The following is a 12,461-nucleotide window of genomic DNA, read 5'->3' as shown; positions in this document are numbered from 1 at the left end:
TAGGAGGGAAAAGTATGCTGAAAAAAGGACCTGCAGTCATTGGTGCCACTTGTCTCACCTCTGCCTTGCTTTTATCCGGATGCGGTTTGTTTCAATCTGATAAGGCAGCCGAGGAAATTGATCCGCCTCAAGACGTTACATTCGTGAACGATGAAGCGGGTGCCAATTCAAATACAACAGCAGCCAAAAAAACAGAAAGTGAAAAAAGCGATACCGCAAAAGCGGATCAAGCCTCATCTACTGTTATGAGGGAGCTTTATCTCATTGATAAAAACGGGTATGTTGTTGCGCAAACGCTGCCTCTCCCTAAAAGTGAGAGCACGGCTAAGCAGGCGCTTGAATACCTCGTACAGGGCGGGCCTGTGTCTGAAATTCTTCCGAATGGCTTCAGAGCTGTATTGCCGGCTGACACCACCGTTAACGTTGACATCAAAAAAGATGGAACCGCGATAGCTGATTTCTCTAATGAGTTCAAAAATTATAAGAAAGAAGACGAACAGAAAATCGTTCAGTCTGTAACGTGGACGCTGACGCAATTTAGTTCGATAGATAAAGTGAAGCTGAGAATAAACGGGCATGAACTGAAGGAGATGCCTGTAGGAGGGACGCCGATCTCAGATGATTTAAGCCGCAAAGACGGCATTAATTTGGAGACAGCCGGTGTAAATGATCTCACTGCTACCCATCCGCTGACAGTCTACTACTTGGCGGAAAACGAAGACAGTGAATACTACGTGCCGGTGACCAAACGAATCGACAATTCGGAAAAAGACGACATCACGGCAGCCATCAATGAATTGGCTAAAGGGCCAAGCAAGGTGAGCGGGCTGTTAACAGACTTCAGTGAAGATGTAAAGCTGGTCAGCAAACCGAAAATCAAAGACGGGCGCGTGACGTTGGATTTCAATCAATCTATATTCGGCAGCGCCGATGAGAAGACGAAAATGATTTCTTCAGAAGTGCTGAACAGCATTGTGCTGACGTTAACGGAGCAGCCGGATGTAAAAAGCGTCTCTGTTAAAGTGAACGGAAAATCAGAGCTTGTAAATGAAAAAGGCGAAAAGCTCACAGAACCGGTCTCCAGACCATCTCAAGTGAATACGGGTAGTTTTTAAATTGGGATTTTTGATATACTAGAAAGAAAGAGGTTAGCGTTCCGGCTGCCTCTTTCTTTATTCAATTCCGGGACAAAAATGGTTTATGTACATACAATCGGAGGTAAAACATGAGACATGACGGAAGACAACACGATGAGCTGCGTCCAATCACATTCGATCTGGATTTTATCAGCCATCCGGAAGGTTCTGTTCTAATAACAGCGGGAAATACTAAGGTAATCTGCAACGCGTCTGTTGAGGACCGCGTACCGCCGTTTTTGCGGGGCGGAGGGAAAGGCTGGATTACAGCAGAGTACAGCATGCTGCCGCGGGCAACAAACCAAAGAACAATCAGAGAATCTTCTAAGGGGAAAATTTCCGGCAGAACAATGGAGATCCAACGCCTGATCGGCCGCGCGCTTCGAGCTGTTGTAGATCTGGAAAAGCTCGGTGAACGGACGATTTGGATTGACTGTGATGTCATTCAAGCTGATGGAGGAACTAGAACAGCTTCCATTACAGGCGCATTTCTTGCTATGGCGATTGCGATTGGCAAGCTGATCAAAGCAGGAACAATCAAGACAAATCCGATCACTGATTTTCTTGCTGCAATCTCTGTTGGAATTGATAAGGAACAGGGAATTTTGTTAGATTTAAATTATGAAGAAGATTCCTCCGCTGAAGTTGACATGAATGTCATCATGACAGGCAGCGGCCGTTTTGTGGAACTGCAGGGAACCGGGGAAGAGGCGACTTTTTCAAGAGAGGATCTGAACGGTCTTCTGGGTCTTGCGGAAAAAGGAATTCAAGAGCTGATTGACAAGCAAAAAGAAGTGCTGGGTGATTCTCTGCCAGAACTGAAATAAAGACAGAAAGGCTTGATCATCATGAAAGAAGCAATTATTGCGACACATAATCCGGGAAAAGTGAAGGAATTCAAAGAAATTCTTGAGCCAAGAGGCTATGATGTCAAATCTTTAGCTGAAATTGGATTTACAGAAGAAATTGAAGAAACAGGCCATACATTTGAAGAAAATGCCATTCTGAAAGCGGAAGCTGTTGCCAAAGCAGTAAACAAAATGGTGATTGCGGACGACTCCGGTCTATCCATCGATAATCTTGGCGGCAGGCCCGGGGTTTATTCAGCCCGCTATGCAGGGGAACAGAAAGACGACCAGGCAAATATCGAAAAAGTGCTCAGCGAGCTGAAAGGTATCGAAAAAGAACAGCGCACCGCCCGTTTCCGCTGCGCACTGGCCGTGAGTATTCCCGGTGAGGAAACAAAAACAGTCGAAGGCCATGTTGAAGGGTATATTGCCGAAGAACCGAGAGGAGAATATGGCTTTGGCTATGACCCAATCTTTATCGTGAAAGATAAAGATAAGACAATGGCTGAACTGACAAGTGATGAAAAAAATAAAATCAGCCATAGGGCTGACGCACTTAAAAAGCTATCTAAGCTTTTGGAGGCATAAGGAGGAAGCTTGTACATGAACGTGCTGATTATCAGTGACAGCCATGGGCTTGAAGAAGAACTCCAAACCATTGCGAAACGGCATGAGGCAGAAGTTGATCTCATGATTCATTGCGGGGACTCTGAGCTTGAAACGAGGCATCCTGCATTGGAGCCTTATGCGGTTGTAAAAGGCAATTGCGATTTTGCCGGCGATTTTAAGGACGAGCTTCTACTGACTGCCGGTTCAAGAAAAATACTGGTCACACACGGCCACCTTCACGGTATAAAACAGACCTTGTTAAACGTATACTATCGTGCAGAGGAGCTCGGAGCGGATATTATCTGCTTCGGGCATTCGCACATCGCGGGAAGCGAAGTGCTGCGGGGCAAACTGATGATTAACCCAGGCAGCATCCGGCTTCCGAGGGTGCGAAGGACAGAAAGCTATGCTATACTGACATTAGAAAATGATGCTGCGACAGTCCGTTTTTACGACCAAGCAGGTAATGAAATTGAGGATCTGCAAAACCGAGTCACACTATGAAAATGTCATGAGGAAGAAAATTTTCTTCCTCATGAAAAAAATTCTAAAAAACCGTTGACTTATTATTGCATCCCATATATAATAAATCTTGTCGCTGATAGTTAAAGCGAAAAACAAAAAAACAAAACGTGTCCCAGTAGCTCAGCTGGATAGAGCAACGGCCTTCTAAGCCGTCGGTCGGGAGTTCGAATCTCTCCTGGGACGTACCAAAAGAAAAACCTCAAATCCTAATTGGATTTGAGGTTTTTTGTTGTCGGTCTATGATTTTCATTTGTTATTTAACGGATCATCATCCAAGCCGTCAACTTTTCCTTCTTTATTCAGACGAGGTTCTTCTTTTTTCACAGTTTCAGAAATATGTTCATTTTCTTCAACGGTGCGTTTGCCGACAACCACTTCATCAGTGACAACCGGTTTTTTAGTCACTTCCAGCTTTTCCTCAACGATTGGAACTCTGATCTCTTCCGAATCGTTGACGGGAGCAGCGTCTGTTTTATTTTCATCCACTGGACGGCGTTCGACATAAATTTCATCATGTCTCACCGGAATGTCCATATCTCTTTTTTCTGTTTTCACTTCTTTTCCTATCTCTACTTCGCCGGTTTGAACGTCTTCCTTATCGACCTTCAGCTGTTCTTCCCGGAGCGGCATCGTTTTTTCTTCTTTCGTTGTATAATCCGCCATTTCATTTGTGCTTGAAAAGCCGCCTGAAAGGGCATTGCCGTTATCAATAGGAGCATTTACATCTGCATCTGTATCGACGGCTACCAGAAGTTTTCCGTCATCCAAATCTTCTTGATACTTGTCTATTTCATCAGTTTTAATATCCAAGTCGGATAATGCTTTGCTGTGTGTAGCAGTATCATCCATTGTGAAATAATCTTTCAGTTTATCGAAAAAAGATTCAGATTCGTCCTGATGTGCATCGATAGCTTGATTGACTTCTGTTCCTGTACGTGACTCCAAATAATCTGTATCTCGCCGGCTTGTCACAACAGAAATGTCATCAGAATCATAGCCTTTTGTGAGTAAGCCTTCAATCGCTGCGATGGTTTCCTGCGGAGTTTCGTATACACCTACTATGCTTTTCATATCAATCTCCTCCTTTATGAATTTGCATGATATCGTTCATGTCGTTTGTAATTCCCGCTGTTCTTTAAAATAAACAAGATTGAAAACATTCGTGTTTTTTTCAGAGTAAATCTTTATTTTGTGAATTTTCTGAAAAATGAATATTCCGGAAATAATATGAAAAAATTTATAGTCATTCCGATATTTGTTATGTGAAACAATTAAATAAAGGAGTGTATTCTTTTGAAAAAATGGTTCGTTGTTTTTTTCTTATTCGTTATTACGCTGTTTCAATCGCTCCAAACAGTTAGTGCGGAAACAGTTGAATGGAAAGAAAGAGCAGATTTGCCTGAGCCGCGTGTCGGTGCAAGCAGCGGTGTAGTAGATGGAAAGATATATGTGATAGGTGGAGGAACTGTAAAACCTGGTACTTATGGGAATCAAACGTTTGTCTATGATCCTAAAACAAATGAATGGACAAGAAAAGCCGACATGCCAACAGCGAGGGGGGGAGCTGCATCAGTTACTGTAGATGGGAAAATTTATGTCTTGGGCGGAATGTCAAACGATGGAGCTGTCAACACAATAGAAGTATATGATCCAAAAAAAGACACGTGGGAAAAATTAGATGATCTTCCTTTTGAAAGAAAGATTCCAGCCTATAAGATTTATGCAGAAGCTATTGGAAAGAAAATTTATGTTGTAGGTTCTGCAAGTAACTCGTATGCAACGACTTACAGTTATGATCTAGAAACGAAGAAATGGGAGAAAAAACAAAAATTAAATTATGATGTAACCGGAGCTTCTACTGCAGTAATTGATAATAAACTATATATTCTTGGCGGAACGCATTATATTCCCCAAATCGTTTATGTTTATGATCCAGAAAAAGACACCTGGGCAGAAAATGGTAAAGGATTCACAGCAGGGTATTATTCTGCGCTTGCTTACAAAGGAAAAATTCTGATGACTGGAGGTGTAAACCGAATTAAGGTGTACGATCCTAAAAGTCAATCAGCTACAGCAGTGACAAATCCGAAAGCACTATACAGAATGGCGCATTCTTCTGCCATTATTGATGATACGCTTTACGTCATCGGTGGAAGGGAGGAGACATCAAGTTTTGTTGGTGGATATGCAAATGCTAAAATTAAATCAGTTATATCTATTTCGTTAAAAGATTTAAACATACCATCCGATTCAGAGGAAACTCCGGGAGATAAGGATAAAGGATCAACAACCCCTTCTGAAGGCAATTCAGGAGATAAGGACAAAGGATCAACAACCCCTTCTGAGGATAACTCAGCAGAAGACGGAGACGCCCTTCTTGTTGTCACCATGGTAAACGGTTTGCAAAAAGAATATCAGCTGTCTATGAAAGAAGTGAACGGATTCCTCAAATGGTACAAGCAGCGTGATGCCGGAGAGGGACCAGGCTTTTATGAAATAGATGAGCATGACAACAACAAAGGGCCTTTTGAAAGTAAAAAGGATTATGTTGTGTTTAAAAACATCTTGATGTACGAAGTAAATAAATATAAATAAACCACCCAAAAACCATCCAATGCAATGCTGGATGGTTTTTGTTGACTTACTCTATTAAATTTTAGAAGGGAAAACGGTAAGAGATAGACAGACCTTCCTCTGTACTTATCTATCCTTATAAAGCCGTCTCACAATTCCTTCGTCATAAACACACTGTTTGGATCTTCAACATAGTCTGCAAACGGTTCACAGTACTGAAAATCGAAGCTTTCATACAACTTTCTTGCCGGCTCAAATGAAGCCATTGAACCCGTTTCTAAGCTTAACCGCTCATAGCCTCGCTTTCCAGCTTCTTCAATGATATGCTGGAGAATTTGTTTGGCAACGCCTTTTCTTAAATGTGATGCAGATGTTCGCATTGATTTGATTTCTCCGTGCCGGCTGTCCAGTTCTTTTAGCGCTCCGCAACCGGCTAGCTCATCACCCTCCCATGCACTCCAAAATGTTATTCCAGGGCCTCTTAGTTTCTCTAAACCTAAGGCATGGATGCTTTCCGGCGGGGACATAAGCATCATGCTATGTAAATGCTCATTCACCAGTGAAACCACCTGATGACCAGTTAAATCATCTAGTTTTATATACATTTTATTCCTCCTCAAACATTCATCTTAATCATATTCGATCCTGTTTCCAACTATAAAGACAGATAATCTGACAGTATTGAAGCCTTTTTGGAATGTATGAGCTTCAAAAGATGCTTGAAAGCAAAAAAGAGGCCGAAATCGTTGTTCGGCCCTTGCAGTTTTCTTTAATATCTAAAGCCTCCATGCACACCGGCTGTTCCGCTAAAACCGCCGACGTGTGTTGCCGGAATACTGAAACCCCCGCTATGGCCGCTGAAGCCAGTGCCTGAAAATTGCTGCCCGAAAAAATCTGAAGTGTATGGATAAGAGGAGTACATAGCAGAGGGAGTGGTCAACGGGCTATATGCCTGGCTGAACGGCTGTCCGTATCCGTGGCCTCCAAATGGCTGATGGCTTTGCTGGTAAAAGGAAGGGACAGCAGGATAGTACTGCTGCGGAAAGCTTGGGAAGCTTGGAAAGCCTGCAGGGAATCCTTGCATGTCTGCAAATGATTTATTCATCGTATCACCTTTTCTTTGCAAGATACCATTAATATATGCCGGGGGAATAATAGGAGTGCCTATCCGACTGAAATGGTTTGCAAGATGATCTGTCAGACTCAATCTATATACGAATCATAGCGTGTTATAAAATCTTACATGTTTATATAAAATTAAATAATTCTGGTGTATTCTTGATAGATTAATAAAAAAATTATAAAAACTTTTAACATTTGCAATTCCTTTTGTACCAATAATGAAAGCGTATACAATATAGATTGATTAATCAAAATTGTCTAATAATTTTAAAAAATGCTGTTGACACTGCGTCCAAAGCGGCGTAATATGAGTTCAACAAAAGATAAACGCAAGCTTCACAAGCGAAAATCATCGCAGTATGATTCTAAAAAAATGAAAAACGAACGACCTTCTTGAACAGCTGGAAAGCCGTTCCGAAGGCTGAATATGAAAAGCGCAGATGAGGATAAGTAGCCTTGATAAAGCTTTCCACAGAGAACCGGGTTAGCTGAGAACCGGCGAAGCTTTACAAGGTGAACTCGCCTCAGAGTGCCAGTCTGAAATGACAGTAGGACTTGGCCGGGTGAACTTGATTCACTCGTTACTAAAGCGGATAGAAATATCCATGAGACGGCCGATTAACAGGCCGTAAACAAGGGTGGTACCGCGGAAAGAAAAGCCTTTTCGCCCCTTTTAGCTATCGCAGTTACTGCGCGGCTGATTGTGGGCGGAAGGGCTTTTTTTATTGAATAATCAGCTATCTAGCTAGTGAAAAGATGATCTTTAAAGGATGAAAATCCAAAAGGAGGAACTAAAATGGGGACTAATGTACAGGTAGATTCAGCATCTGCCAAATGTACACAGACGATGAGCGGAGCATTAATGCTGATTGAATCATTAAAAAAAGAGAAAGTAGAAATGATCTTCGGTTATCCGGGCGGGGCTGTGCTTCCGATTTACGATAAGCTATACAATTCAGGGTTGGTACATATCCTTCCCCGTCACGAACAAGGAGCAATTCATGCAGCGGAGGGATACGCAAGAGTCTCCGGAAAACCGGGTGTCGTCATTGCCACGTCAGGACCGGGAGCGACAAACCTTGTTACAGGCCTTGCTGATGCCATGATTGATTCATTGCCGTTAGTCGTCTTTACAGGGCAGGTAGCAACCTCTGTAATCGGGAGCGATGCATTTCAGGAAGCGGACATTTTAGGGATTACGATGCCAGTAACAAAACACAGCTACCAGGTTCGCCAGCCGGAAGATCTGCCGCGCATCATTAAAGAAGCGTTCCATATTGCAACAACTGGAAGACCCGGACCTGTATTGATTGATATTCCGAAAGATGTAGCAACAATTGAAGGAGAATTCAGCTACGATCATGAGATGAATCTCCCGGGATACCAGCCGACAACAGAGCCGAATTATTTGCAGATCCGCAAGCTTGTGGAAGCCGTGAGCAGTGCGAAAAAACCGGTGATCCTGGCGGGTGCGGGCGTACTGCACGGAAAAGCGTCAGAAGAATTAAAAAATTATGCTGAACAGCAGCAAATCCCTGTGGCACACACCCTTTTGGGACTCGGAGGCTTCCCGGCTGACCATCCGCTTTTCCTAGGGATGGCGGGGATGCACGGTACTTATACAGCCAATATGGCCCTTCATGAATGTGATCTATTAATCAGTATCGGCGCCCGTTTTGATGACCGTGTCACAGGAAACCTGAAACACTTTGCCAGAAACGCAAAGATTGCTCACATCGATATTGATCCAGCTGAAATCGGAAAAATCATGAAAACACAGATTCCTGTAGTCGGAGACAGCAAAATTGTCCTGCAGGAGCTGATCAAACAAGACGGCAAACAAAGCGATTCAAGCGAATGGAAAAAACAGCTCGCCGAATGGAAAGAAGAGTATCCGCTCTGGTATGTAGATAATGAAGAAGAAGGTTTTAAACCTCAGAAATTGATTGAATATATTCATCAATTTACAAAAGGAGAGGCCATTGTCGCAACAGATGTAGGCCAGCATCAAATGTGGTCAGCGCAATTTTATCCGTTCCAAAAAGCAGATAAATGGGTCACGTCAGGCGGACTTGGAACGATGGGATTCGGTCTTCCGGCGGCGATTGGCGCACAGCTGGCCGAAAAAGATGCTACTGTTGTCGCGGTTGTCGGAGACGGCGGATTCCAAATGACGCTTCAAGAACTCGATGTTATTCGCGAATTAAATCTTCCGGTCAAGGTAGTGATTTTAAATAACGCTTGTCTCGGAATGGTCAGACAGTGGCAGGAAATTTTCTATGAAGAACGTTATTCAGAATCTAAATTCGCTTCTCAGCCTGACTTCGTCAAATTGTCCGAAGCATACGGCATTAAAGGCATCAGAATTTCATCAGAAGCGGAAGCAAAGGTAAAGCTGGAAGAGGCATTAACATCAAGAGAACCTGTTGTCATTGACGTGCGGGTTGCCAGCGAAGAAAAAGTATTCCCGATGGTGGCTCCGGGGAAAGGGCTGCATGAAATGGTGGGGGTGAAACCTTGAAAAGAATTATCACATTGACTGTGGTGAACCGCTCCGGGGTGTTAAACCGGATCACCGGTCTATTCACAAAAAGGCATTACAACATTGAAAGCATTACAGTTGGACACACAGAAACAGCCGGCGTTTCCAGAATCACCTTCGTCGTTCATGTTGAAGGAGAAAATGATGTTGAACAGTTAACAAAACAGCTCAACAAACAGATTGATGTGCTGAAAGTCACAGACATCACAAATCAATCGATTGTCCAGAGGGAGCTGGCCTTAATCAAGGTTGTCTCCGCACCTTCAACGAGAACAGAGATTAATGGAATCATAGAACCGTTTAGAGCCTCTGTCGTTGATGTCAGCAGAGACAGCATCGTTGTTCAGGTGACAGGTGAATCTAACAAAATTGAAGCGCTTATTGAGTTATTAAAACCTTATGGCATTAAAGAAATCGCGAGAACAGGTACAACGGCTTTTGCGAGGGGAACTCAGCAAAAGGCGTCATCCAATAAAACAATATCTATTGTATAAAACATAACAAGGGAGAGATTAAAATGGTAAAAGTATATTATAACGGTGATATCAAAGAGAACGTATTGGCTGGAAAAACAGTAGCGGTTATCGGGTACGGTTCGCAAGGCCACGCACATGCCCTGAACCTTAAAGAAAGCGGAGTAGACGTTATCGTCGGTGTTAGACAAGGAAAATCTTTCACTCAAGCCCAAGAAGACGGACATAAAGTATTTTCAGTAAAAGAAGCGGCAGCCCAAGCCGAAATCATCATGGTTCTGCTTCCGGATGAACAGCAGCAAAAAGTATACGAAGCTGAAATCAAAGATGAATTGACAGCAGGAAAATCATTAGTATTCGCTCATGGATTTAACGTGCATTTCCATCAAATTGTTCCTCCGGCGGATGTAGATGTATTCTTAGTGGCGCCTAAAGGACCGGGACACTTGGTCAGAAGAACATATGAGCAAGGAGCCGGCGTACCTGCATTGTTCGCAATCTATCAAGATGTGACTGGAGAAGCAAGAGACAAAGCCCTCGCTTATGCTAAAGGAATCGGCGGCGCAAGAGCGGGCGTATTAGAAACGACATTTAAAGAAGAAACAGAAACAGATTTGTTCGGTGAGCAAGCAGTTCTTTGCGGCGGATTAAGCGCACTTGTCAAAGCGGGATTTGAAACATTAACTGAAGCAGGTTATCAGCCTGAACTTGCATACTTCGAGTGTCTTCATGAGCTGAAATTAATCGTAGACCTTATGTACGAAGAAGGACTTGCAGGAATGAGATATTCAATCTCTGACACAGCACAGTGGGGAGATTTCGTATCAGGCCCTCGCGTTGTGGACGCTAAAGTAAAAGAATCTATGAAAGAAGTATTAAAAGATATCCAAAACGGTACATTCGCAAAAGAGTGGATCGTCGAAAACCAAGTAAACCGTCCTCGTTTCAACGCTATCAATGCAAGCGAGAACGAACATCAAATCGAAGTAGTGGGAAGAAAGCTTCGTGAAATGATGCCGTTTGTGAAACAAGGCAAGAAGAAGGAAGCGGTGGTCTCCGTTGCGCAAAATTAATTTTTTCGATACGACGCTTCGTGATGGTGAACAGTCCCCTGGAGTGAACTTGAATACACAGGAGAAACTTGCCATAGCTAAGCAGCTCGAAAGACTCGGGGCAGATATCATTGAAGCGGGATTTCCCGCTTCGTCCCGAGGTGACTTTTTAGCTGTTCAGGAAATCGCAAGAACCATTAAAAATTGTTCAGTAACTGGTCTGGCCCGTTGTGTAAAAGGTGATATTGATGCTGCTTGGGAAGCGTTAAAAGAAGGTGCTCATCCGAGAATTCATGTTTTTATCGCCACATCGGACATTCATTTGAAGCACAAGCTGAAAATGACACGTGAGCAAGTCATTGAAAGAGCGGTTGAAATGGTGAAATACGCAAAAGAACGTTTTCCGATTGTGCAATGGTCAGCTGAAGATGCCTGCCGCACTGAACTGCCGTTTCTAGCAGAAATCGTCGAGAAAGTGATTGACGCAGGCGCCAGTGTTATCAATCTTCCGGACACTGTCGGCTACCTGGCCCCGGCGGAATACGGAAATATCTTTAAATATATGAAAGAAAACGTTCCGAACATTCACAAAGCAAAGCTTTCAGCCCACTGTCATGATGATTTGGGAATGGCAGTCGCAAACTCTCTTGCTGCGATTGAAAATGGCGCTGATCAAATCGAATGCGCTGTGAACGGGATCGGTGAAAGAGCCGGAAACGCGGCATTAGAGGAAATTGCCGTAGCCCTCCATACCAGAAAAGATTTCTACCAAGTCGAAACAGGTATTACTCTGAACGAGATTAAGAGAACAAGTGATTTAGTAAGCAAACTGACAGGCATGGCTGTCCCGCGCAACAAAGCGGTTGTTGGAGATAATGCATTTGCTCATGAATCAGGCATCCATCAGGACGGCTTTTTAAAAGAAAAATCGACTTATGAAATTATTTCACCGGAGCTTGTCGGCGTAACCGCAGATGCGCTTGTCCTAGGTAAACATTCCGGACGCCACGCATTTAAAGACCGGCTGACTGCTTTAGGATTCCAATTTGACAGTGAAGAGATTAATAAATTCTTTACGATGTTCAAAGAGTTGACTGAGAAGAAAAAAGAAATCACTGATGAGGATCTTGTTTCTCTTATTTTAGAAGAAAAAGTAACAGATCGCAAGATTGGGTATGAATTTCTTTCTCTGCAAGTACATTACGGAACAAGTCAGGTCCCTACGGCTACTCTATCTTTGAAAAATCAAGAAAACGCAGAGCTTATTCAGGAAGCTGCAACTGGAGCTGGAAGCGTGGAAGCAATCTACAATACGCTTGAGCGCTGCATCGATAAGGACGTGGAGCTCTTAGACTACCGCATTCAGTCTAACAGAAAAGGCGAAGATGCATTTGCCCAGGTGTATGTAAGAGTTTTGGTGAACGGAAAAGAATCAGCAGGGCGGGGCATAGCGCAAGACGTATTAGAAGCATCAGCGAAAGCCTATTTGAACGCAGTAAACCGTCAATTGGTTTTCCAGTCGAATATGAGCGGATTGAAAAACCACACAGCTGTCGGATCATAAAAGAAAGGAGAACGGT

At 43.3% G+C, this 12,461-nt stretch carries 12 protein-coding genes, 1 tRNA gene and 1 other annotated feature; of the genes, 10 read left to right on the top strand and 3 right to left on the bottom strand.

All coding sequences use genetic code 11. The annotated features are described in order from the left end of the window. Positions 1–14 precede the first annotated feature (14 nt). The 5 genes from gerM to ACFVP7_RS15675 all read left to right on the top strand — a co-directional run bounded on the left by gerM (position 15) and on the right by ACFVP7_RS15675 (position 3,301). The gene (gene gerM / locus ACFVP7_RS15695) at positions 15–1,115 is read left to right on the top strand and encodes a spore germination protein GerM (protein ID WP_003229578.1); all 1,101 of its coding nucleotides are present in this window, start codon (positions 15–17) and stop codon (positions 1,113–1,115) included. A gap of 110 nt (positions 1,116–1,225) precedes the next feature. Next, the gene (gene rph / locus ACFVP7_RS15690; protein WP_003246039.1) at positions 1,226–1,963 is read left to right on the top strand and encodes a ribonuclease PH; all 738 of its coding nucleotides are present in this window, start codon (positions 1,226–1,228) and stop codon (positions 1,961–1,963) included. 12 nt (positions 1,964–1,975) lie between these two features. Continuing rightward, positions 1,976–2,572, top strand: a complete 597-nt coding sequence (locus ACFVP7_RS15685; RefSeq protein WP_015251523.1) for an XTP/dITP diphosphatase — start codon at positions 1,976–1,978, stop codon at positions 2,570–2,572. Between the two features lie 15 nt (positions 2,573–2,587). Further along, positions 2,588–3,097: a metallophosphoesterase gene (locus ACFVP7_RS15680; RefSeq protein ID WP_015384295.1), complete on the top strand. Its 510-nt coding sequence runs from the start codon at positions 2,588–2,590 to the stop codon at positions 3,095–3,097. 130 nt (positions 3,098–3,227) lie between these two features. After that, positions 3,228–3,301, top strand: a tRNA-Arg gene (locus tag ACFVP7_RS15675). 63 nt (positions 3,302–3,364) lie between these two features. On the opposite strand, the gene ACFVP7_RS15670 is transcribed toward ACFVP7_RS15675, so the two are convergent. After that, positions 3,365–4,189 carry a YsnF/AvaK domain-containing protein gene (locus ACFVP7_RS15670; RefSeq protein WP_024572294.1) on the bottom strand — a complete coding sequence of 275 codons (825 nt, stop codon included), beginning with the start codon at positions 4,187–4,189 and terminating at the stop codon, positions 3,365–3,367. 324 nt (positions 4,190–4,513) lie between these two features. Here ACFVP7_RS15670 and ACFVP7_RS15665 point away from each other — a divergent pair, with 324 nt between their 5' ends. Continuing rightward, on the top strand, positions 4,514–5,713 hold the full coding sequence (locus ACFVP7_RS15665) for a Kelch repeat-containing protein (RefSeq protein WP_396582452.1): 1,200 nt from the start codon (positions 4,514–4,516) through the stop codon (positions 5,711–5,713). Between the two features lie 128 nt (positions 5,714–5,841). On the opposite strand, the gene ACFVP7_RS15660 is transcribed toward ACFVP7_RS15665, so the two are convergent. Further along, positions 5,842–6,297 carry a GNAT family N-acetyltransferase gene (locus tag ACFVP7_RS15660; RefSeq protein WP_134981739.1) on the bottom strand — a complete coding sequence of 152 codons (456 nt, stop codon included), beginning with the start codon at positions 6,295–6,297 and terminating at the stop codon, positions 5,842–5,844. 164 nt (positions 6,298–6,461) lie between these two features. Continuing rightward, positions 6,462–6,797, bottom strand: a complete 336-nt coding sequence (gene cotQ / locus ACFVP7_RS15655; protein WP_087614651.1) for an inner spore coat protein CotQ — start codon at positions 6,795–6,797, stop codon at positions 6,462–6,464. 445 nt (positions 6,798–7,242) lie between these two features. Beyond that, positions 7,243–7,489: a binding site (T-box leader), on the top strand. Between the two features lie 121 nt (positions 7,490–7,610). Here cotQ and ilvB point away from each other — a divergent pair. From ilvB to ACFVP7_RS15635, 4 genes are read left to right on the top strand one after another with little or no spacing between them, the layout of a single operon-like run. After that, positions 7,611–9,335 carry an acetolactate synthase large subunit gene (gene ilvB, locus ACFVP7_RS15650; protein WP_021480256.1) on the top strand — a complete coding sequence of 575 codons (1,725 nt, stop codon included), beginning with the start codon at positions 7,611–7,613 and terminating at the stop codon, positions 9,333–9,335. Next, a complete protein-coding gene (gene ilvN / locus ACFVP7_RS15645) occupies positions 9,332–9,850 on the top strand; it encodes an acetolactate synthase small subunit (RefSeq protein ID WP_004399096.1) in 519 nt (172 codons plus the stop codon). Before ilvB ends, ilvN begins: the two co-directional genes overlap by 4 nt. A gap of 23 nt (positions 9,851–9,873) precedes the next feature. Further along, positions 9,874–10,902, top strand: coding sequence for a ketol-acid reductoisomerase (gene ilvC / locus ACFVP7_RS15640; RefSeq protein WP_003222549.1), 1,029 nt, complete (start codon positions 9,874–9,876; stop codon positions 10,900–10,902). Next, positions 10,889–12,445: a 2-isopropylmalate synthase gene (locus ACFVP7_RS15635; RefSeq protein WP_087614649.1), complete on the top strand. Its 1,557-nt coding sequence runs from the start codon at positions 10,889–10,891 to the stop codon at positions 12,443–12,445. The genes ilvC and ACFVP7_RS15635 overlap by 14 nt, the downstream gene beginning before the upstream one ends. The last annotated feature ends 16 nt before the right edge of the window (positions 12,446–12,461 follow it).

It is taken from the genome of Bacillus sp. SG20033, assembly GCF_044570195.1.
Classification (GTDB): Bacteria; Bacillota; Bacilli; order Bacillales; family Bacillaceae; genus Bacillus; species Bacillus subtilis.
The sequence above is the reverse complement of the archived record's forward strand: the minus strand, read 5'-3'. Positions and strand labels throughout refer to the sequence as shown.

Coding starts and splice junctions, on each gene's coding strand:
- gerM (WP_003229578.1), top strand. CDS start 15: ATGCTGAAAAAAGGACCTGCAGTCATTGGTGCCACTTGTCTCACCTCT.
- rph (WP_003246039.1), top strand. CDS start 1,226: ATGAGACATGACGGAAGACAACACGATGAGCTGCGTCCAATCACATTC.
- ACFVP7_RS15680 (WP_015384295.1), top strand. CDS start 2,588: ATGAACGTGCTGATTATCAGTGACAGCCATGGGCTTGAAGAAGAACTC.
- ACFVP7_RS15670 (WP_024572294.1), bottom strand. CDS start 4,189: ATGAAAAGCATAGTAGGTGTATACGAAACTCCGCAGGAAACCATCGCA.
- ACFVP7_RS15660 (WP_134981739.1), bottom strand. CDS start 6,297: ATGTATATAAAACTAGATGATTTAACTGGTCATCAGGTGGTTTCACTG.
- cotQ (WP_087614651.1), bottom strand. CDS start 6,797: ATGAATAAATCATTTGCAGACATGCAAGGATTCCCTGCAGGCTTTCCA.
- ilvB (WP_021480256.1), top strand. CDS start 7,611: ATGGGGACTAATGTACAGGTAGATTCAGCATCTGCCAAATGTACACAG.
- ilvC (WP_003222549.1), top strand. CDS start 9,874: ATGGTAAAAGTATATTATAACGGTGATATCAAAGAGAACGTATTGGCT.